24 protein-coding genes and 1 pseudogene are annotated in these 22528 nt (G+C 32.8%); 24 read left to right on the top strand and 1 reads right to left on the bottom strand.

What is annotated here, in order from left to right; translation table 11 throughout:
• Positions 1-26 precede the first annotated feature (26 nt).
• From CDO51_RS05340 to scpB, 17 genes are all read left to right on the top strand, one after another.
• Positions 27-842 (top strand): purine-nucleoside phosphorylase, encoded by an 816-nt coding sequence (locus tag CDO51_RS05340; protein ID WP_089023277.1) that lies wholly within the window; start codon positions 27-29, stop codon positions 840-842.
• Positions 843-858: 16 nt separating this feature from the next.
• On the top strand, positions 859-2199 hold the full coding sequence (locus CDO51_RS05335; protein ID WP_089023276.1) for a pyrimidine-nucleoside phosphorylase: 1341 nt from the start codon (positions 859-861) through the stop codon (positions 2197-2199).
• Between the two features lie 125 nt (positions 2200-2324).
• On the top strand, positions 2325-3542 hold the full coding sequence (locus CDO51_RS05330; protein WP_089023275.1) for a D-alanyl-D-alanine carboxypeptidase family protein: 1218 nt from the start codon (positions 2325-2327) through the stop codon (positions 3540-3542).
• 122 nt (positions 3543-3664) lie between these two features.
• Positions 3665-4000: an anti-sigma F factor antagonist gene (gene spoIIAA / locus CDO51_RS05325; RefSeq protein WP_089023274.1), complete on the top strand. Its 336-nt coding sequence runs from the start codon at positions 3665-3667 to the stop codon at positions 3998-4000.
• Between the two features lie 12 nt (positions 4001-4012).
• Entirely contained in the window at positions 4013-4450 is a 438-nt protein-coding gene (spoIIAB, locus tag CDO51_RS05320; protein WP_089023273.1) for an anti-sigma F factor, read from the top strand.
• Positions 4451-4453: 3 nt separating this feature from the next.
• Positions 4454-5233 carry a sigma-70 family RNA polymerase sigma factor gene (locus CDO51_RS05315; protein WP_089023272.1) on the top strand — a complete coding sequence of 260 codons (780 nt, stop codon included), beginning with the start codon at positions 4454-4456 and terminating at the stop codon, positions 5231-5233.
• Between the two features lie 64 nt (positions 5234-5297).
• Positions 5298-5501, top strand: a complete 204-nt coding sequence (locus CDO51_RS05310; RefSeq protein ID WP_089023271.1) for a dodecin family protein — start codon at positions 5298-5300, stop codon at positions 5499-5501.
• 81 nt (positions 5502-5582) lie between these two features.
• Positions 5583-6020, top strand: a complete 438-nt coding sequence (gene spoVAC / locus CDO51_RS05305; RefSeq protein WP_089023270.1) for a stage V sporulation protein AC — start codon at positions 5583-5585, stop codon at positions 6018-6020.
• A 41-nt stretch (positions 6021-6061) separates the two neighbouring features.
• Entirely contained in the window at positions 6062-7114 is a 1053-nt protein-coding gene (gene spoVAD, locus CDO51_RS05300; protein ID WP_089023269.1) for a stage V sporulation protein AD, read from the top strand.
• Complete coding sequence (spoVAE, locus tag CDO51_RS05295; RefSeq protein ID WP_240503492.1) at positions 7107-7460, top strand: stage V sporulation protein AE; 354 nt, start codon at positions 7107-7109, stop codon at positions 7458-7460. The genes spoVAD and spoVAE overlap by 8 nt, the downstream gene beginning before the upstream one ends.
• An 11-nt stretch (positions 7461-7471) precedes the next feature.
• Complete coding sequence (locus CDO51_RS05290) at positions 7472-8947, top strand: spore germination protein (protein WP_169710426.1); 1476 nt, start codon at positions 7472-7474, stop codon at positions 8945-8947.
• Between the two features lie 11 nt (positions 8948-8958).
• Positions 8959-9927 (top strand): acyl-CoA dehydratase activase-related protein, encoded by a 969-nt coding sequence (locus tag CDO51_RS05285; protein ID WP_089023267.1) that lies wholly within the window; start codon positions 8959-8961, stop codon positions 9925-9927.
• The gene (locus CDO51_RS05280; protein WP_089023266.1) at positions 9924-11015 is read left to right on the top strand and encodes a 2-hydroxyacyl-CoA dehydratase; all 1092 of its coding nucleotides are present in this window, start codon (positions 9924-9926) and stop codon (positions 11013-11015) included. The genes CDO51_RS05285 and CDO51_RS05280 overlap by 4 nt, the downstream gene beginning before the upstream one ends.
• Positions 11016-11088: 73 nt before the next feature.
• Entirely contained in the window at positions 11089-13749 is a 2661-nt protein-coding gene (locus CDO51_RS05275; protein ID WP_089023265.1) for a CBS domain-containing protein, read from the top strand.
• Entirely contained in the window at positions 13742-14401 is a 660-nt protein-coding gene (locus CDO51_RS05270; RefSeq protein WP_089023264.1) for a site-2 protease family protein, read from the top strand. The genes CDO51_RS05275 and CDO51_RS05270 overlap by 8 nt, the downstream gene beginning before the upstream one ends.
• A gap of 14 nt (positions 14402-14415) precedes the next feature.
• Positions 14416-15138, top strand: coding sequence for a segregation and condensation protein A (locus CDO51_RS05265; protein ID WP_089023263.1), 723 nt, complete (start codon positions 14416-14418; stop codon positions 15136-15138).
• Positions 15139-15157: 19 nt separating this feature from the next.
• Positions 15158-15697 carry an SMC-Scp complex subunit ScpB gene (gene scpB / locus CDO51_RS05260; RefSeq protein ID WP_089023262.1) on the top strand — a complete coding sequence of 180 codons (540 nt, stop codon included), beginning with the start codon at positions 15158-15160 and terminating at the stop codon, positions 15695-15697.
• 59 nt (positions 15698-15756) lie between these two features.
• Here the strand turns inward: scpB and CDO51_RS15320 are convergent.
• Positions 15757-16780 (bottom strand): annotated as a pseudogene (locus CDO51_RS15320) (IS30 family transposase).
• Positions 16781-16999: 219 nt separating this feature from the next.
• Between CDO51_RS15320 and CDO51_RS05250 the strand changes: the two are divergent.
• The 7 genes from CDO51_RS05250 (at position 17000) to CDO51_RS05220 (ending at position 22400) form a co-directional block, all read left to right on the top strand.
• Positions 17000-17641: a DUF2953 domain-containing protein gene (locus tag CDO51_RS05250; RefSeq protein WP_089023261.1), complete on the top strand. Its 642-nt coding sequence runs from the start codon at positions 17000-17002 to the stop codon at positions 17639-17641.
• Positions 17614-18036, top strand: a complete 423-nt coding sequence (gene ytfJ / locus CDO51_RS05245; protein WP_089023260.1) for a GerW family sporulation protein — start codon at positions 17614-17616, stop codon at positions 18034-18036. The genes CDO51_RS05250 and ytfJ overlap by 28 nt, the downstream gene beginning before the upstream one ends.
• Positions 18037-18108: 72 nt before the next feature.
• On the top strand, positions 18109-19233 hold the full coding sequence (locus CDO51_RS05240) for a D-alanyl-D-alanine carboxypeptidase family protein (RefSeq protein ID WP_089023259.1): 1125 nt from the start codon (positions 18109-18111) through the stop codon (positions 19231-19233).
• 20 nt (positions 19234-19253) lie between these two features.
• Positions 19254-19832, top strand: coding sequence for a nucleoside recognition domain-containing protein (locus CDO51_RS05235; RefSeq protein ID WP_089023258.1), 579 nt, complete (start codon positions 19254-19256; stop codon positions 19830-19832).
• A gap of 14 nt (positions 19833-19846) precedes the next feature.
• A complete protein-coding gene (locus tag CDO51_RS05230; RefSeq protein WP_089023257.1) occupies positions 19847-20380 on the top strand; it encodes a spore maturation protein in 534 nt (177 codons plus the stop codon).
• A 75-nt stretch (positions 20381-20455) separates the two neighbouring features.
• On the top strand, positions 20456-20920 hold the full coding sequence (locus CDO51_RS05225; RefSeq protein ID WP_089023256.1) for a RidA family protein: 465 nt from the start codon (positions 20456-20458) through the stop codon (positions 20918-20920).
• Between the two features lie 172 nt (positions 20921-21092).
• Positions 21093-22400, top strand: a complete 1308-nt coding sequence (locus CDO51_RS05220; RefSeq protein WP_158212331.1) for a hypothetical protein — start codon at positions 21093-21095, stop codon at positions 22398-22400.
• The last annotated feature ends 128 nt before the right edge of the window (positions 22401-22528 follow it).

Below are 22528 nucleotides of genomic sequence, written 5' to 3'. Positions count from 1 at the left end.
GATAATAAAAAAGGAGGTTCTTTTTTATGAACTTTGATCAAATTCAAGAAGCGAAGAACTTTATTGAAGACAAGATTGAAAAAACACCAGAGGCAGGGTTAATACTTGGCTCTGGGCTAGGGAGTTTAGCAGAAGAAGTTGATAATGTTGAATACATACCGTATAAAGATATTCCTCATTTTCCGGAATCAACAGTTAAAGGACATAAAGGTAGACTTGCTATAGGTACTTTAGAAGGAAAACAAGTTATGGCAATGCAAGGACGCTTTCATTACTATGAAGGTTATTCAATGAAAGAAGTTACATTACCTGTTAGAGTTATGCAAGCTCTAGGTATAGATAAAGTGATTGTGACAAACGCAGCAGGGGGAATTGATAAGAACTTTTCTGTAGGTGGATTAATGCTTATTCAGGATCATATCAACTTTTTTGGTGATAATCCTCTTATTGGTAAAAATGAAGATAGATTTGGAACACGCTTTCCTGATATGACATATGCTTATAATCCTGAATTAAGAGAAGTTGCGAAAAAAGCAGCAGATCAATTATCAATTAATCTATATGAAGGAGTTTATATGGGAGTGCCTGGTCCTTCTTATGAAACACCAGCCGAAATAAATATGGCACGAACGTTAGGTGCAAGTTCTGTTGGTATGTCAACAATTCCTGAAGTTATAGTAGCTAATCATGCTGGCATGAAAGTTCTAGGTATATCATGTATTACCAATATGGCAGCGGGAATTTTAGATAAACGTTTGACTCACGAAGAAGTACAAGAAGTTACCACTAGAGTAAAGGAAGAATTTCAACAACTTGTTAAAACTACACTTAAACAGATGTAGAAAGGGTGTGCCAATAATGAAAACTGATGATCTAATTATTAAGAAACGAGATAATAAAGAGCTAACTAAAGAAGAAATAGACTACCTAGTACAAGGGTATACTAAAGGTGACATTCCTGATTATCAAATATCAGCTTTTTTAATGGCCGCTTTTTTAAATGGTATGACTCAAGTTGAGACTGCCAATTTAACACAATCAATGGTTAACTCGGGAGAGACATTAGACTTATCATCTATTTCAGGAATTAAAGTTGATAAGCACAGTACTGGTGGAGTTGGTGATAAAACCACTTTAACACTAGGACCACTTGTAGCTTCAGCAGGGTTAAATGTAGCTAAGATGTCAGGAAGAGGGCTAGGTCACACAGGAGGTACAATTGATAAACTTGAAGCTTTTCAAGGTTTAAAAATAGATTTAACTATGGATGATTTTGTTGATAGAGTTAACAAACATAACATAGCTATTGTTGGTCAAACAAAAGATTTGGCACCTGCTGATGGAAAATTATATGCTTTAAGAGATGTCACTGGAACTGTTGATTCAATTCCTTTGATTGCTAGTTCTATTATGAGTAAAAAACTAGCGGCAGGGACGGATGCGATTGTATTAGATGTTAAAGTCGGTAAGGGTGCTTTTATGCAGACATTAGATGATGCAATAGCATTGGGGCATGAAATGGTAAATATAGGTGATAATTTAGGAAGGAAAACGATAGCTGTTATAAGTGATATGGACCAACCTCTAGGTAAAAATGTTGGAAATGCCCTAGAAGTTATTGAGGCTATTGATACACTTAAAGGTCAAGGTCCCAAAGATTTTGAGGATCTTTGTCTACATTTAGGTGCGAATTTACTTCTATTAGGTGAAAAAGTTGAAACATTACAACAGGGAAGAAATCTATTACAACAAAAAATAACAAATGGTGAAGCTTTAGAAAAGTTTGAAGAATTGATTAAAGTACAAAATGGAGATTATCGAGCAATTCATGATAATAGTAAACTACCAACCCCTAAGCACTCTAAAACGTTAAAAGCATCTACACAAGGGTATATTTCATCTTTAGATGCACGAAAGGTTGGGCTTGCTTGTGTGAATTTAGGTGCTGGTAGAAAAACCAAGGAAGATGAGATTGATTTATCAGTTGGTGTAGAATTATTAAAAAAAACCGGCGATAAAGTTAAAAAAGATGAACCTATTGCCAAGATATGGTACAACGAGGAACAAAAGTTAAATGATGCGCTACCAGTATTAGATATTTCTTATGAGATAAGTGAACAACCAACAGAGGATAAACATCTTATATATGGAATGATTACAATTGAATCAAATCCAGGTGAACTTGATCCAATTAATTAAATAACCAGATAGTGTAAATCAAGGGCCCATTTTCTAGGGGCCTTTTATTTTTTTACGAATTTTTAAAGCAACAATTACTAAAACTAAAAATAATAATTTTGTAAGTCAGGAGGGAATATAAAACTATGAGTTACAGCTGTACAAAGATTAAGACCGTTGTTTACTTTGTTATTGTGATATTTACACTTTCAATCTTGTTAGGTAGTATAAATCCTATTTATGCAAAATCAGAAATAAATTTAGACAGCTCTATTTACTTATTAGGTGAACCAAAAAGTGGTGTGATTCTAGAAGCAAGTAATATACATGAAGAAGTATATCCTGCTAGTATTACAAAGATTATGACGCTATTACTTACTCTAGAGGCACTAGAAAAAGATCAAATAAGTCTAAATGATGAAGTTGTAGTACCTAAAGAATCTGAAGGTATTCCTGGTACAACTGTCTTTTTGTCACAGGGAGATAAAATCAATGTTGAAGATTTAATTACTTCATTAGCTGTTGGGTCTGCAAATGATGCTTCAGTAGCATTAGCTAAGCATGTTTCTGGGACAAAAGAAAATTTTGTAGAAGATATGAATGATAGAGCTAAAGAATTAGGAATGAAAAATACCAACTTTGAAAATCCACATGGACTCCATCACGACGAGCATGTTACCACAGCCCATGATATATTTGTTATGTCAAAAGAATTAGATAATTATTCACAAATATATGATTGGTTATCTATTTGGTTAATCAAAGATTTTCTAAAAGGTGATAAAGTTTCAAAAGATGAAGAAGATGGTGTATATCTTAGTAATACAAATAGATTAATAAATGACTATCCGGGGTGTGATGGTTATAAGACTGGGTTTACTGAACAAGCCGGCCATTCTATTTCAGCAACAGCAGAACAAGATGGTGATCGCTTTATAGCAATTGTAATGGGAGAAGAAACATCGGAAGATCGTTTTGAAAATGCTATGAAGTTATTAGATTATAGCTTTGCAAATTACAGGACCGAAAAGATTTTTAATAAAGATGATATTTTAGCACAGACCACAATTTACAAAGGAGAAAAGGATAGGCTTCCTTTAAAAGCTAAACAGGATATGAAATTAGTATTAGATGAGGGAGAAGATGAGATAGAACTCCAAGAAGAATATAATATTCCAGAGGGAGTAATGGCACCTATAGAGAAAGGCGAAAAAGTGGGAAACTATAAAGTGTTAGCAGATGATAAACAGTATGAAATTGATTTAGTTTCTGCAGAGACTATTGAAGAAGCTAATTTTATTGACTATATGAGTAAGATGATCAACTATTGGGTTAAATTTGGAGACAACAGCAGTGACGATTGATTGCATTTTAGCGGGAAAAATTGTACTTTGTGCAATTTTTCCTCTAATAGAAGGAGTTTACTATTAATTAGTAGAATGACAAGTTTTGATTGGTAAAAATAAGATGGGGGAGGGTGATTTGAGTGGATATAAATGTGCAAAAAAAAGGAGAGAATTTAATTGTTCATCTCTCGGGAGAGTTAGACCATCACACATCTAACTTATTTCGAGAAAAAATTGATAGAGAGTTAAAAAAAGGTATTTATGATAATTTGGTTCTAGACTTATCTAATTTATCATTTATGGATAGCTCAGGAATTGGAGCTGTTTTAGGCAGATACAAAAAAATAAAATCTCAAAATGGACAAGTTTTTGCTTGTGGTATGAATGAACAAGTTAAAAAGTTAGCTGAGATGTCTGGTTTAACAAAAGTAATAAATTATTATCAAAATCTATCTGAACTAGAGAGAAAACTTTAGGAGGGGAGTAAAATGACTCAAACTGAAAATTATATGGAATTATGGGTCTCTAGTAACTCGCAAAATGAATCTTTTTGCCGTGTTGTTGTTGCAGCATTTGTCTCACGTATAGATCCAACGATTGAAGAGATAAATGATATCAAGACTGCTGTAAGTGAAGCAGTTACAAATAGTATAATACACGGTTACCCTAATGATAATGGGAACATTAAACTCACAGCAGAGATAAAGAAGGACGAATTGTTTTTAAGAGTACAAGATTTTGGTGTAGGTATAAAAAATTTGGATAAAGCGAAAGAACCTCTTTATACAACACGGCCTGAACTGGAAAGATCAGGAATGGGATTTACTATTATGGAAAACTTTATGGATGAAGTAGAAGTTAAATCAGCCCCAAATGAAGGAACTTTGATTACAATGTCTAAAAAGTTTTCTGATTCTAAGGAGTAGTGTATGACTACTAGTGTATTAAATAAATCTCATGAAACTTTAGATCAAAAAGAGATTCTAAAACTTATAAAAAAGTGGCAAAATGATGGGGATCGTGAAGCTAGAAAAAAAGTTATTGAACAAAATATCAAATTAGTTAAATCAGTAATAATGAGGTTTTCCGGTTCGGGCGTGGATAAAGAAGATTTGATTCAAATTGGTCTGATAGGATTAGTTAAGGCTGTAGATAGATTTGATACTAAAAGGAATGTAAAGTTTTCAACTTATGCTGTACCTCTTATAATCGGTGAGATAAAAACCTTTTTACGTGATGATCATCCTATAAAAATAAGTAGAAATTTAACTGATTTATTTAAAAAAGCTAAGGAAGTACGTAGATGGTTGACCTTAAAATTACGACGTGAGCCGACTGTTGGAGAGGTTGCTAAAGAATTAGAAGTTACTCGTGAAGAATTAGTAGCAGCAGAAGAAGCTAACCAATCTCCTGTTTCTTTAGATAAGCCTATTAATGACTCAAAGGATGAGAATCAAGGAGATCAAAAATTGTTATTAGATACCCTACCAGATACGCATTTTGATAATATAATTTTTAATAAATTAACAGTACAAGAAACTTTAAAAAAGCTTGATAAGCAAGAACGTCAATTAATAGTGCTAAGATACTATATGGAAAAGAGTCAGGGTGAAACTGGAAGGATTCTTGGATTAACACAAGTACAGGTATCTAGAATGGAAAAGAGAATCTTAAATTATCTAAAAGAGTATTTAAAAGATCCAGGTTAATATGAATAAAATCAGATTACGTTCACAAACTAATATTGAATTTTCTATCCAAGGAGGCTATAAAATGGAGACAGTAAAGGTAGTAGAGTTAGTTGGTGAATCACGGCATAGTTGGGAAGATGCAGTGAAAAATGCCGTACATGATGCGTGTAAATCAATAGATAATATTTCAGGTGTAGAAGTTTATAATATGACTGCAGGTGTACGTGATGGGGAATTAACAGAATATAAGGCGAATGTAAAAGTTGCTTTTGAAGTTACAAGATAAGCCTATTGCACCCGTTTAGGGTGCTTTTTTATGTATAAATCTATTTGTTAAGGGAAATCTAGTAAGGGGGTGAAAAAAATTATGGAAGATAAAATTAAAAATAATTATAGTCAGATTGCTAAAGAAAAACACCCTAAACCGCCTCTTGTTAAAAATGTTTTAACCGCTTTTTTTGTTGGAGGTTTTGTTTGCTTGATTGGTCAGGCAGTCCAAAATCTCTATATATACTTTGGTTTTAGCCCTGAAGATGCTCAAGATCCTACAGTTGCAACTATGATTTTTATAGCAGCTTTATTAACAGGATTAGGTGTTTTTGATAAAATAGCTAAATTTGCGGGAGCTGGAACGGCCATTCCAATTACAGGTTTTGCTAATTCTGTTACTTCGTCTGCTCTTGAATTTAAGCGTGAAGGTTTTGTTCACGGTGTAGCGTCAAAAATGTTTGTTTTAGCTGGATCTGTAATTGTTTATGGTGTTGTTACTGCTTTTTTTATTGGGTTGATATCAGCAATCATTTAGTAAGCTTCTTATATTGCTATGAAAGGAGCTCGACTTAAATTATGCGTGGAAAAAAACTAGGATCTCAAACGAATCGCTTATTATCTAAACCTTCTATAAAATCCACAGGTGTTGTGGTTGGTCCGAAAGAAGGACAGGGACCACTTTCGCAATACTTTGATGAAGTAAGTCAAGACGATTTATTAGGAATGCCAAGTTGGGAACAAGCTGAAAGTACTTATTTATATAAAGCATGTAAAAAGGCTTTAGGAAAAGCAGAACTAACTACATCAGACATAGATTTTTTTTATTCTGGTGACTTATTAAATCAAACAGCATCTTCAAACTTAGCAGCTAAAAAACTTGGTATCCCTTACTTTGGTCTGTTTGGAGCTTGTTCGACAATGACAGAAGGACTAATTTTAGCTTCTAAGGCTATTGATGGAGGGTATGCTAATAATGTTATGGCTGCGACGTCTAGTCATAACAAAGGTGCTGAAAGACAGTTTAGATTTCCTACTGAATATGGTGGTCAAAGACCTCCTTATGCTCAGTGGACAGTTTCAGGTGCAGGGGCAGCAATTATATCTCAAGAGGATGTAGGACCACAGATTAGCTATGTTACCACTGGTAAAGTGTTGGATTGGGGTATATCAGATGCTTATGATTTGGGATCAGCAATGGCACCTGCCGCTTATGACACACTTAAAAATCATTTAGAAGATACAAACCAACAAGTTTCAGACTATGATGCAATTTTTACTGGCGATTTAGGTATACAAGGTAGTTCAATGTTTAGAGAATTATGCGAAGATGATGGAATTGAAGTAGCTATGTACCATAATGATTGCGGTTTGTTAATTTATGGTAGTGACCAAGATGTTCATGGTGGAGCAAGTGGGTGTGCGTGCTCTGCAACAGTCACATATGGGTATGTTTTAAAATTATTTGAGCAAAATAAGTTATCAAGGGCCTTAATTATGGCTACTGGAGCATTACATAATCCGCAAATAGTACAGCAGAATGTTACAATTCCAACTATTTGTCATGCAGTGGTTTTAGAAAATATTTCTTCTAGTAATAATCAAAATGTTGGCGGTGATACTAGTGGGTAGTTATGTAACTGCTTTTATAGTAGGAGGGCTATTTTGTGTAATAGGACAATTACTTTTTGACTTGACTCGTTTCACTCCAGCACAGGTGTTAGTAGGTTTTGTTGTTGGAGGAGGTATATTATCAGGGATAGGTGTCTATGAACCATTAATTGAATTTGCTGGTGCTGGAGCTTCTATACCCATTGCGAGTTTTGGAAACTCTTTGGTTCAGGGAGCAATAGCAGAAGCAGCACAGTTTGGTATTGTAGGGGTTTTAACTGGTATGTTCGAACTAACGAGTACAGGCATTACGTCAGCAATTATTTTTGCTTTTATTATGGCATTAATTTTTGATCCCAAAGGTTAGGAGGGAGTTAATTGTCAGAAGATGTTCAAACTAAAAAAGTTGATGAAAAAATTTCTAATAATGTCAAATATATCGAAAAACATCTAGGGGCTGATATTAGCTTTGATGTAGTCATTAGAGAATTTAAGATTGGTAATAAAAAGGCTGTTTTGTCTTATATTGATACTTTTGGTGATGACCAAGTTATTACATTAATTATGCAAAATTTAGTTGATGTATCTCATGAAGAAATTGTACCAAATAGTTTTGAAAAAATATTAAAGAAAACTATTCCATATACAGAAATAGAAAAGAATTATCAATTAGATGACATTATTGATGAAATATTAGCCGGACAAATGGTATTATTTGTTGATGGGTCTAAAGAAGCTTTATTATTAGATACTAGATGGTACCCTGCTAGAGATCCAGAAGAACCTGATACTGAACGTGTAACAAGAGGATCGCGTGATAGTTTTGTTGAAACAATAATTTTTAATATTGGTCTTGTACGAAGAAGAATTAGAGATAAACGTTTAAGAGTAAAGCCATATCGAGTTGGTGAAAGAACTAAAACTGACATGGCCTTATTGTATATAGATGATGTAACAAACCCTGAATTGTTAGAAAACATAGAGGAAAAAATAAAAAATATTGATTTAGATGGTATCCCAATGGCAGAAAAGACAGTAGAAGAATACATTATAGAAGAGTTTTTGAATCCCTATCCTCAGGTGAGATATACAGAACGGTCAGACGTTGCAGCCATTCACTTATTAGAAGGGCATGTCGTTTTACTTGTAGATACTTCTCCATCAGCTATTATTGCACCTGCAACTCTTTTCCATCATGTTCAACATGCGGAAGAGTATAGGCAAAATGCCTTTACAGGTACCTATTTAAGATGGGTGCGATTTTTTGGGATATTTACAAGTATATTTCTTGCACCATTATGGTTATTATTTTCTTTAGAACCAGACTTATTACCTCCTGGCTTGGATTTTATCGGACCAGATGAAGTTGGACCAGTACCGCTTGCTATTCAATTTATTATGGCTCACTTCTTTATTGATTTAATACGATTAGCTTCAGTACACACTCCATCGCCCTTAGCTACTGCTTTGGGTTTAGTAGCCGCGTTATTAATTGGTGAGATAGCCGTTGAAGTACAACTCTTTACACCTGAAGTTTTACTGTATATAAGTATTGCAGCAGTTGGAATGTTCACTACTCCTAGTTTTGAATTACAATTAGCAAACCGAATACCTCATTTGGTATTTCTGATATTAATAGGAACATTTACAATTTATGGCTTTGTAATTGGGTTATTAGGATTTATTGTTCTATTAGCTAAAACAAAATCCTTTGGTGTTCCTTATCTTTGGCCATTATTTCCATTTAATTGGAATGCTTTATTATCCATTATATTTAGAAAACCAGTACCAATGAGAAGTTTTGGTAGACCGGATGCGTTAAAAACAAAAGATTACTACAGGAAGAGAAAGTAGAGGAGATAAATATGAAAATTGGAATCCCTAGAGGTCTTTTATATTACAATGACTTTCCATTCTGGAAAACATTCTTTGAAAACCTAGGACATCAAGTAGTGCTGTCCCAAAAAACAAATAGGGATACTTTAACTCAAGGTGTTAACTTTGCAGTTGATGATGTTTGTTTACCAGTTAAAGTATATTTTGGTCATGTACTACAGCTACTAAAGGATTCTAGTATAGATAAAGTATTTATTCCTAACGTTATTAGTAACAAAAAAGCTAAATATTATTGTCCAAAGTTATTCGCTATATCAGACATAATTAGCAATATGTCTGATATGGCGAATAATAAATTATTAGAAATTGAGGTTAATGCACAAAAGAGTAGAAGACACTTTTTTTCTCAATTGTTGAAGCTTAGCAATGAGTGTGGTACTAGGTCATACATAACTACTTTATTAGCTCATCAAAAAGCAAAAAAAGAACAAAATTTGTATATAAAAAAATTAAAGCAAGGATATTTACCTACTGAATTACTAGAAAATAATACAGATTTGAATGATAATACAGAAATTTTGAAAATTGGCGTCTTTGGTCACACCTATAACGTAAATGATGAATTTATTAATATGGGTATTTTAAATAAACTTAGAGAGCTAAAAGCAAAACCTGTTACAGCAGAAATGTATACTGATTCAGAACTAGAATATGGTCTTAATAGATTATATAAACCTACCTTTTGGTCTTTTGGAGAAGAAATTTTAGGTGCTAGTTTAAGACAGATAGATAAAAGAGAAGTAGATGGTGTGATATTACCTGTGGCTTTTGGGTGTGGACCAGATTCACTAATTATAGAGATTTGCGAACGTGAATTTTCTGAAAACAATATTCCGTTATTGATATTAACATTAGATGAACATACCGGTAAAGCAGGTTTAAATACAAGGGTTGAAGCTTTTATTGATATGTTAAATAGGAGGAGAGAGGCAATATGAAAGTAACTTTTCCCCATATGGGAAGTCTTTTTTTACCTATGAAATCACTTTTTAGGTCATTAGAATTAGATATAATTTTACCACCACCTATTACTCAAAAAACTATCGAAATAGGTTCAAAACATTCACCAGAGTTTGCTTGCTTTCCTTTAAAGATAAACGTAGGAAATTTTATTGAAGCGTTAGAAGAAGGTGCTGATACCATAGTGATGTTAGGTGGTGTGGGTCCTTGTAGATTTGGTTATTATGCTGAAGTACAAAAAAGGATATTAAAGAGTTTAGGTTATGATTTTAAAATGATTGTAATAGAACCACCTAGAGGTAACTTGAAAGAGATGTTAAAAGAATTAAACTTAATACGAAATAATATATCGTGGAACAAAGTTTTGAATTCGATACAATTAACATACAAAAAAATTAGATTACTAGATGAATTAGATAAAAAAGTCAAATATGTAAGACCAAGAACCACTTATTATAGAGAGATAGATAACATTGAAAAAGAATTTCAAGATAAAGTATTAAACATAGAAAGTAACAGTCAATTAGATGAATTGTTAGAGAAAACAGAAAAAACACTAGATCAATTAATAAATAAAAATTTTGAGCCAATAAAAATTGCGTTAGTCGGTGAAATCTATATGGTATTAGAGAGAACTGCTAATATGGAGATTGAAAAATTATTAGGAGAAAGTGGAGCGCAAGTAAGTAGAGGTATTTACCTTAGTGATTGGATAATCGACAATGTAGTGTGTGGGTCTTTGGGTTTAAGTAAAAATAAAGAAATAAAAGAAGCCGCAAAACCCTATATTAGTAGATTTGTAGGGGGACATGGTCAAGAAACTGTTGGTGAAGCAGTTTTAAAAGCACAAGAGGGCTATGATGGAATAGTTCATCTTCTTCCTTTTACTTGCACTCCAGAAATAATAGCACAAAGTGTAATGCCGAAAGTTAGTAAAGATTTAGATATTCCCTTTTTAACTATTGTAATGGATGAACATAAAGGCGTAGCAGGTTTAAAAACAAGGATTGAAGCTTTTACTGATATGCTACACCGTAAAAATCAAATGACTGCAAAAGCAACCTAAATTAAGGTTGCTTTTTTAAATTTTATAACTATGGTATAATGTAGTAAGTATAAAAAGGAGGCTGATCCCACCTATGAAGGTAATAACTTCTCATCAGAATTTAGATTTCGATGGATTGGCCGCAATGATCGGATATAATATTTTAAATAAAGATAGTAAAATGGTAGTCCCGCCTAAGTTAAATCAAAATGTGCGAGCCTTTTATTCACTGTATAAAGATATGTTTCCCTTTATAGAAAAAATAACATTTAATATTAATGAAATAGAAGAGTTGATAATAGTAGATACACGAGATGAAAATAGAATTGGCAAACTAAAAGATGCAGTCGGTAAAGTCAACAAATTGGTATTATATGATCATCATCTACATAAAAACATAACTAGAACACCGACTTATGAGTTATGTGAAGAAATAGGAGCAACAACAACAATATTAGTAGAAAAGATAAAAGAAAATTGTTTAGATATAACATCGATAGAAGCAACAGTATTAGCACTTGGTATATATGAAGATACAGGAAATTTAACATATAATAGTACAACGACTCGGGATGTAAAGGCAGTTTCTTTCTTATTAGAACAAGGTGCTCAGCTTGAGATAATAAGAGATTATGTTACTTTAAACTTAACTGATAACCAACGTCTTTTACTTGATGAACTTTTAGATAATACTAATCATATTTCGATTAACGACTATCAAATTGGGGTTTCTGTTGCAAAACAGGATGAGTATCTCAATGGGGCTGCAATTTTAGTGCATAAACTTATGGAAATAGAAAATGCCGACCTATTTTTTATAATCGTGAAAATGGGGAAAAAAGTATTTTTGATTGGAAGAAGCAAAAGAGAAGAAATTAGTATACCAAGGATCTTAAAACCATTTGATGGTAAAGGACATGATCAAGCAGCTTCTGCTGTCATAAAGGATGTAAGTATACATGAAATTAAAGAAAAGTTAATTGAATCATTGAAGTTGCGACTTCCGGTGCATATTTGTGCTCGTACAATTATGTCTTCCCCTGTCAATATCATTTCTGCGTCAACAACTATTAACAAAGCAGAAAAGTTATTGCATAAATATGGCCATAGTGGACTTCCTGTAGTAAATAGTAATCAAGACGATAATGCTAATAAAGAAGAATTATTAGGTATAATTTCCAGAAGAGATGTTGAAAAAGCTAAACATCACGGATTTGGGCATTCTTCAGTAAAAGGATATATGTCACAAAAGCCGATAACTATAACACCTGATGCGACCTTAAAAGAAATTCAACATTTAATAGTATCAAACGATATTGGTAGATTACCTGTGGTTGATAATAATGACAATCTTGTAGGAATAGTTACAAGAACTGATTTGTTACAAATACAACATGGAATTGAAAATAAAGAAACAGAAAAAAATAACTTTTATCTAGAAGAGTTAGAAAAAAACACTACTGATATAACGGAGTTAATGACTAAACGTTTACCAGATAAAGTTATGGGAATATTATATTTAATTGGTAAAAAAGCTGATAAAGAAGGATATAAAGTTTATGGAGTCGGTGGATTTGTAAGAGATCTCTTACTGGGAAAAGATAATTTAGATTTAGATTTAGTAGTTGAAAATGATGCGATTAGTTTTGCAAAATCACTAAAAAATTACTTAAATGGCAAACTAAAAACCTTTCCACAATATCAAACAGCAAGACTTACTTTACCTTCAGGAAAGCATGTTGATTTTGCTACTGCTAGAATTGAATACTATGCGTTTCCTGCTGCTTCACCTGAAGTTGAGCAAAGCACTATAAAACAAGATTTATATCGAAGAGACTTCACCATAAATACTTTAGCAGTTAAATTAAATGGTTCAACTTTCGGTAAATTATTAGATTTCTTCGATGGTGCGAAAGATTTAAAAGAAGGAATAATTAGAGTATTATACAATCTTAGCTTTGTAGAAGACCCTACTAGAATTTTTCGAGGTATACGTTTCGAAGCACGGTTTAACTTTACTATTGAAGATCAGACTTTATTATTTATGAAAAATAGTTTGATTACAGGTGTATTAGATAAGTTACCTGGTGAAAAATTATATGAGGAGTTTAGAAATGTCTTTTATGAGGAAAATTTCATGGATGCTTTAATGAAAATGGATGAGATAGGAATATTTGAGAATATTTTCCCTGATCTGAAATTGAATGAGAATAAAATCGAAACTATCTCTATTATTCAGGATATATTACAGTGGTATGAACAAAGGTCATATAATAAGTCTGTGAGTAAAGAGGTTCTTATTTTCTCTTGTTTGTTCTATGATCAACCAGCCCCAATAGTAAGTTCTTTATCTGAACGACTAAAGATACCAACAAAAATACGTGAAGTGATTTTTACAACAATTAATCATGAGAACTATTTAACTAAAAAGTTAGAAGAAGATTTAAAAAATAGCGAGTTAGTAGAGTTATTAGATGGATATCCTTTAGAAACTATTTTATTTGTACTTGCAAGAAAAGATAATAAGAGTATAAAAGAAAAAGTTTATTATTTTCTTGAAAATCTCAAAGGTGTCGGAATAAGTATAACCGGTGAAGACTTGAAAAATCTAGGAATTAAGCCCGGGCCTATATATAAAAAAGCATTAGAAGAGGTTAGAAAAGCAAGATTAGATGGAATTGTATCTACCTCTGAAGAAGAGCTTGAATATGTTTTAGATTTTTTTGCTAAGAAAGGAGAAAGATTAAATGGGTAATTTCTTTTTAGGAAATATACTTTATATATTACCAGCTTTATTAATTGCTTTAACAATACACGAGTATTCACATGGTAGAGTGGCTTACTATTTAGGAGATAATACAGCTAAAGCCCATGGAAGATTAACTCTAAATCCTTTAGACCATTTAGATCCTATCGGTTTATTAATGCTTGCTATGGCAGGTTTTGGTTGGGCAAAACCTGTGCCTGTTAATCCAGTGAATTTTAGAAGAGACATATCTATGCGCCAAGGTATGTTATTCGTATCATTAGCAGGGCCTGTAAGTAATCTGATTATGGCTTTTATCTTTTTGGTAGTGTCTGATATTTATGTGAGAATCACAGAACCTATGTTTGCAGGACATTCCGTCCAAATTACGCTAGCACAAACACATGAAGTTTTGCAATGGATAGTTACTTTGAATATTTTTCTAGCAGTGTTTAATCTTATACCAGTTCCCCCTTTAGATGGATCTCGTATATTAAGATCACTATTACCTAGAAAGTTCGAGGGGTATTTTGATTATTTAGATCAATATGGTTTTATTATATTAATTTTTCTGATAATCTCAGGAGCTATTGGAACAGTATTAGGTCCGGTATCAAATGCCATATTAACAGTATTATATACTCCATTTCAGCTATTTTAATGGTGGTGTGAAACATGAAATACCAAATTACTCTTCCAAACTTTGAAGGACCTTTAGATCTCTTATATCATCTTGCTAAAAAAGCAGAAGTTGACATTTATGAAGTATCAATATCAGAGATCACTGATCAGTATATCTCATATATTGAAGAATGGGAAAAGTTTAACCTAGAAATAGCTAGTGAGTTTCTCGTAATGGCAGCAAGATTGATGGAGCTTAAATCTAAGCAACTTTTACCTAAGACTCCTTCTTCTGTTGATGAAGAAGATGAAGAAGATCCTAAACAACAATTGATAAATCAAATTATCGAATATAAGTTTTTTAAAGAAATAGCTCATCATTTAAAAGAAAAAGAGAATGAAAGACTACAGGTTTATTGGAGAGAAGAAGCGATTAAGCCGGATGAAAAAAAAGAACTTAAAATAGGTGAGCTAAAAATACACGATCTATTAAAAGCAATCCATAATGTATTAAATAAGCAAAAAAAGGATAATGCAATAAAAAATATTGAAACAAAAGAAATATCAATATCAGAACAAAAAGAAATGTTGTTAAGATTACTAAGATGTAAAAAAGGTATAATGTTTGAAGAATTATTTGAAAAGATTTCATCAAAAGCGGAAATAATTGCAACTTTTCTTGGATTACTCGATATGGTTAAAGAAAGAAGGGTAGATATATCTCAACAGGACATTAGTAGTCCACTTTGGATTAATTTAAGAAATGCCCCAAAATAATCGTATAGGGGGAAGGTAAATGGAAGCTAAAGAATTAAAAGGACTTATAATAGGGATTTTATTTACTAAAGGTGATGCAATCTCTTACAGAGAAATTGCACAAATTTTAGAACAGGATATATCTGTAATACGCGAAGTGATAGCAAGTTTAAAAGAAGAGTTATCTTCATCTAATTGGGGGGTAGAAATTAGTAAAGTTGCAGGTGGAATACAACTTACAAGCAAACCCAGACTAAAACCTTACATAGAAAAAATGTTTGGCACTGATAAAAGCAGAAGACTCAGTCAAGCAGCGTTAGAAACGCTTGCTATTATTGCATATCGTCAACCCATTACTAGAGTTGAAATAGAAGAAATAAGGGGCGTAAAAGTTGATAGAGTATTGTATTCCTTAGTAGAGAAAGAATTGATTGAGTCATTGGGACGAAAAGATGTTCCTGGTAAGCCTATACTATTTGGGACTACCAAAAAATTTCTGCTTCACTTTGGTTTGAATTCTATTGATGACTTACCTCGTCCTGAGGATTTCTCTGAAAACTTATTCGAAAATGTCCAATAAAAGATTCGCTAAATTGCAATATTAAGTTGAACTAGTTTCCAACTGTAATATAAAAATTGTTACTTAAATAGAACATTGCACTGTTCTAAGAACGCCTCGTCTGGAGATAAGTGGATCCGTCTGGGTAAGGTATGTACCAGGTTTGAACTTTAGCAATTGCTTGTGATGAAAAATCAGAGAGCCCCTTTTAGGATGAAACGTCTAATCAAGCCGTTATGTTGTTCGTTAGTTCCTCTTTCTCTAGAAGAGTAAGGATGTGTAAAGTAAACTTTGGTGTTACTAATTTCTCTAAAGATGCTAGATCTGCAAACTCTAAATCATTATCAGCAGTAAAGCTCTTGAAGACTTTTGAAAAACTATCACTTATTTCATAAGCCAGGTTTGCTAAAGTTTCTTGTACAGCTTCAGTCGTTTTAGCAGGAATCTTACGTATAATTTCTTTGCGAGTTTTCCTCTCAGTAATAGTTAGTAACACAGGTTCAGTTGTTTTCTTAACAATCACGATGTCAATTTCCTAGTGACCAAATACTTGGCGATCATTTACTTCTTTAGGTCGTTCGCTAATACTCGTTCCTAAAATATTTTTCGTTTTCTAATTCGTTTAAGTTTAGTCCTGCGTCTAGTCTTTAGCGGTAGATCGATGTTTTTAATATTGAGTAAACTTGCATAAACGTAATTATAGAACTTTTTAGTTGATACCATAGTCTCTTTAGGGAACTTGTTTTGTCTTTTGATAGACCCACAAATATAATCCAAAGAAAACTTGGAATTTCAAAACAAATTTGTAGCATGATTGATGAATTCTTCACATTGTAAAAACTTAAATTTAGGTCCACAGTTCTTTCGGTTCTTTTCATATATTCCTTTAGCTGTATCTGGATAATAAATTTGACATAGTCTAAGAGCCTTGATTTGGTTACTGTGCCTCTTTTTAGTTCATTTCGAAAGTGTTTGATGCTCTATTTAAAATTTTTTCAATAGCGTAGGGAGTGTAGCTTGTTTATGCAGTAACTCAATTTTTCCTCGCTCGAAATCATTTAGGTGTTTATTCTTGCGGGAAGTTGGTGTATCATTTAAAGTGATCCATAGTGTGCACCATTCCTGTAATTAGTTTTTTCTGGCGAATTAATTATATTACAGTTGGGTCCACTATGGAGTTTTTTATTTAGTCCAATTTGATTTTACAATTAAGCCAATAAAAGATTCATAAAAAATCCGATGGTATTAAATACCATCGGATTTTCATATTTTATCTAGATTTTGGTAAGAATATTAGTTAAAAGAAATAGGTGAGTGGTAAAAATGGGGTTAAAGAAGTTTGTTTTCGTAATACCATTATTTTATATATTCATGTTAGTTAGTCCGATAGTTGTAACAGTTAGTGCAAGAAAAGCTCAGAAAGATGAAGATATTTCTTTAGTTATTGGGTTGTTATGGAACTTAATCAGTTTTAAAGTTAAAATACCGTATTTAATTTTCAACCAAAGTAATCTAAAAACAGAAACTGATTTACAAACTAAAAAAGGGCTCTTAGGGAGGTTAGGTCTAAATATAAATCTAAAACAAAGATTATCAAAGAGTGTATGCAGTAAAGAAAATTTACTGCAAATGGTAATTTTACTTTTAAAATATATTACTTTGCATAAACTAATCATTAAAGCAGGTGTTGGGGTAGCAGATGCCTTTTATACTGCCATGCTTAATGGCGTAGGCTGGACTATTTTAGGAAATATGGATCATTTACTAAAGCATTTGAAAAAAACAAAAAACTTTTATAAAGACTTCGCTATTGTACCTTATTACGACAAATTATACTTAGATACTTATTTTGAGTGTACATTTCACTTACATGGGTATCAAATCACATTAATTGGGTTATCATTAATGATTAATGGACTAAAAAGGAGGTTATTAAAATGGAAGAACATCCCATCCAAGGCTTGATGAAAACCGCGATGGAAAGTATTCAAGGTATGGTTGAAGTAAATACGATTGTTGGTGATGCAGTAGAAACTCCTGATGGTAAAGTTATAATTCCTATATCTAGAGTGAGTTTTGGTTTTGCCGCAGGTGGTAGCGAGTTCGAACCTGAAAATACAGAAAGCAAAGAAGATGACTCTGACCTTCCCTTTGGAGGTGGGAGTGGTGCTGGTGTTTCAGTGCAACCTGTAGCTTTTTTGGTTGTTGGAAATGAACAAGTTCGATTAATGACAGTAGATAATTCTCCCTTGTGGGATCGGTTAGTTGATGTAGCACCTCAACTATTAGATAATTTGAAAACTATGACTTCACACAAAAATGAAAATAATGGTTCTAGTGATACGCCCCCAAAAGAGTAGTTGGGGGCATATTTTTTTTTATTACTTAATATATTTGAAATATAAAAACATATACAAAGGAGTTAGGTGAATGTGAAAAATTTTAATTTTTTTATTATAGTAATTGTAATATTAATGTGTATATCACCTACACATCTATTTGGGAATGAAGAGATTTCACAAGAAGATATTTCTGCTAAAAGTGTGAGTTTAATGGACGTATCAAGTGGACGTATTTTATATGAACATAATAGTGATGAAATATTACCTATGGCAAGTATAACTAAAGTAATGACAGCGTTGGTAGCACTAGAAGAGGGTGACTTAGAAGATAAAGTAACTGCTAGTGAATCTGCTTCTAACGTAGAGGGTTCTTCGATATACTTATCAAAAGGTGAAACATTAACATTAGAAGAAATGCTTTATGGTTTAATGTTAGAGTCTGGAAATGATGCTGCTCATGCAATAGCAGAATACGTTTCTGGATCCGTACCCGATTTTGCTCAGAAAATGACGGATAAAGCACATAAAATTGGTGCAAAAAATAGTAAGTTTAAAAACCCTCATGGGTTGCCCGCTGAAAATCATTACACGACAGCTCATGATATGACTATAATTGCAAAAACAGCACTTAATAATGAAAAGTTAGCAGAGATAGTTAGTACAAACGAATATACAATTCCTTGGCCTGCAAATGATGATGTAAAAAGACGATATTTGAATAATGATAACAAATTACTTGATAAATTGGATATTTCTGATGGGGTGAAAACAGGTTGGACTGATGAAGCAGGGCGATGTCTGATATTTTCTGCTAGTGTAGATGGAAAACAAATAGTAGGGACATTGTTAAATGCTTCAAATATGTTTCAGGACGCTGAAAATTTAATCAACTATAGTTTTGACAATTTCAAACAGAAGAAATTGCTCCAAAGTGGTCAACTTGTACGAACTGTTCCAGTTGAAGGTGGGAGAATTTCTAATATTTCTCTTATAGCTAGTAGAGATATAGTTAAACCACTTAAAGAGGAAGAGTCGGAATCTTTAAGTTACAATTTGAAATTACCAGAACAATTAAAAGCACCTCTAGATAAACACGAGGTTGTGGGAAGAATAGAAATCATATCACAGAATGATGTTATTGGAGAAGCGTCATTATTGACCTCAAGAGACGTAGAGCGTTCCTTTTTCAACAGATTTTTTAATCTAGACTGGTAGTAGAAACAGGGGTGGGAAATTTGGTAAATATAATTTGGATGTTTTTCATTATTGGAGGATTTATATTTGCTTTTATTAATGATAATGTGGAAGATGTGACTCAGGCCTTATTTGATTCAGCTGATGAAGCGGTTAGCTTAGCAATTGGATTGATAAGTATAATGACATTTTGGTTAGGTATCATGAAGATAATAGAAAAATCAGGACTTATAAATTTAATTAATAAAGCTCTTACTCCTTTAGCTAGGTTTTTATTTCCCGGTGTACCTATAGATCATCCTGCTATGAACGCTATATTGATGAATATGAGTGCAAATCTTCTTGGTATGGGAAATGCTGCCACCCCTTTTGGCTTAAAGGCTATGGAGCATCTACAAGAGTTAAACGAAAAAAAAGATACAGCTACAAATGCTATGTGCACATTTTTAGCAGTTAATACTTCAAGTTTAACTTTAGTACCTACTGCTATTATAGGAATCAGAAGTGCAGCAGGTTCAAACGAGCCTGCTGAAATAGTTGGAACAACTGTTTTGGCGACTTTTTTATCCTCTCTAGCTGCTATAACAGTTGATAAATTCCTACAGAAAGTAACTCGTTAATGGGGAGGTATAAGATGCTAGAAATTGTTAATTTTCTCTCTAAATGGGCTGTTCCTGCTATGATCATTACTACTTTATTATATGGTCACTTTAAAAAAATTAGTGTCTTTGATGTATTTATTGAAGGGGCAAAAGAAGGCTTTGATACTGCAGTTAAACTCATTCCGTCTTTAGTTGCTATGTTAACGGCATTAGGAATATTTCGAGCCAGTGGTGCTATGGATTTTTTATTAGACTTAATACAACCGGTAGTTCAAGCTTTCAGAGTACCAGGTGAAATTATTCCCATGGCTTTAATGCGTCCTATTTCGGGGTCTAGCACCTTTGCAATGACAACTGATTTACTACACACACATGGGCCTGATTCTTTAATAGGAAGAATAGCCTCTACTATGCAAGGAAGTACTGATACAACACTGTATGTGCTTACAGTTTACTTTGGTTCAGTTGGAATTAAAAAGACAAGACATGCACTTGGTGTTGGATTAGTTGGTGACTTTGTAGGATTTGTAGCTTCAGTAGCTATATGTTTATTAATTTTTGGGTAAAGATAAATAAAGGATTTATTTTATTTACAACGAAATATATTAAAGCAATACTTTATAATTTAAGGGGGAATAATAATGTCAAAAGTGGAACAAAAATTACAAAGTCTAGGAATTGAATTACCTGAGCCACCTAAGCCTGTAGCGTCTTATGTCCCAACAGCAAAAACAGGTAATCTTGTGTTTGTTTCTGGTCAATTACCTTTAGTTTCTGGTGATCTTAAATATGAAGGTAAAGTGGGAGAAGATGTCTCTTTAGAAGAAGGAATTGAAGCAGCTAAACAATGTACTATTAACTGTCTAAGTGTTATAAAAGGAGAAATTGGCGATCTAGATAAAATAACAAAGATTGTAAAGTTAACAGGATATGTGAGTAGTGCTACTAATTTTAATAAACAGCCACAAGTTATAAATGGAGCTAGTGATTTCATAGGAGAAGTATTTGAAAAAAAAGGAGAACATTCAAGAGCTGCAGTCGGCGTGAGTGAACTACCCCTTAATAGTCCTGTAGAAATTGAAATGATAGTTGAGGTTTCTGAATAACTAGTTAAACATCAAAAGCTTTTTAGCTTTTGATGTTTTTTAATGTGTAGTAATTTTAGGCTGGATACTTTCATATGTAATAATATGAACTATATTTAAAAAGGAGTATCCAGATTCAATGACAATTTTACATGGGATTTATTTGTTTTTCATTTTTTTAATAATAATAACAATGTTGGCTAGGAAAAATGTTATAGCAGTATGCTTATTAGGTACTTTTTTAATTGGATACGTTTTTCATGACTATTCTGTTTTACTAGGCTTACAAACCTTATTTTGGTCTATGTTAAGTGCTGGTAGTGAGTTACTAGATTTAATACTATTGATTGCTCTTATGACAGCAATGATTAAAAGTTTGCAAGCAATAAATGCTGATGAGAAAATGATTAAACCTTGTACATATCTTATGATAACGTCAAGTGTCTCATATTGGGTATTAGGAATAGTAATGTATATTTTATCACTATTTTTTTGGCCGACACCAACGACAGCATTGGTGGGTACTATAATTGTACCAGCTGCAGTAAAATCTGGCTTAACGCCAATGGGAGCTGCTGTTAGTATGACAATATTAGGACATGGTATGGCTTTGAGTGGCGATTTTATAATACAGGGGGCTCCTGGTTTCAGTGAAAGAGCGATTGGTCTTGAACCAGGTACAATAGTGTTTGAAGCAGCACTTTTATCAATAGTAACAGGTAGTGTAGCGAGCATAATAGCATTTTTTATGTACAAACAAGAATTTTGTCAAGATAAAACTGAAGTGAAAAAGCATAAATTAGTAAAAAAAGATTCTTATAAACAAAGCTTTAAATCAACACTACTAGCTATAGTAGTACCGTGTATTTTTATAGGAATTCTAATATTAATGATTTATTATGACATCCAGGGTAATGAGGCTACAGCTTTACTTGGAGGCACAGCATTAATTATAATTATAATAGCCAATTCTACAGTATATGGAATAGGTTTTTTAGATCATATCGCTAATTATTTAACTGAAGGTTTTGTTTTTTCAATTAAAGTTTTTAGTAAAGTTATACCTGTAACAGGTTTTTTCTTTCTAGGTTCTTCTCAAACATATAATATACTTGGAAAAGAGGCGAATGAGATACTGTTTGACATAGCGATAGTTTTTACAGAACATGTACCATTGAATTCTTTTATAGTCGTTTTAGGCAACCTGATATTGGGTATAATATCAGGTTTAGATGGCTCTGGTTTTTCTGGTATTGCACTTACTGCTAATTTTGCAGAAGTGATTTCTAATACGATGGATGTATCAATTGCACCGCTTGCTGCAATTGGTCAAATGGGGGCAATTTGGACTGGTGGAGGAACCTTAACGTCATGGGCTTTTGGCCTTGTTGCAACTGCTGGTGTTGTTGGAGTAGATCCTATTGAATTAGCTAGAAAAAACTTCATCCCAGTTCTTGTTGGGTTATTAAGTTCAAGTTTGGTTGCTGTTATAATTATGTAATAAGGAAGCATTCCTGTAATGAATTTAAATGAAGAATGATAAAAAAAGTACCTCCTGCTAATATACGAGGTGTCGTCACTGAAGTCGACCCTTAACGACCCTTAATTAAAATAGCAGAGGAGGTACTT

The sequence above is a fragment of the Natranaerobius trueperi genome, from assembly GCF_002216005.1.
Lineage (GTDB): Bacteria > Bacillota > Natranaerobiia > Natranaerobiales > Natranaerobiaceae > Natranaerobius_A > Natranaerobius_A trueperi.
The sequence above is the reverse complement of the archived record's forward strand: the minus strand, read 5'-3'. Positions and strand labels throughout refer to the sequence as shown.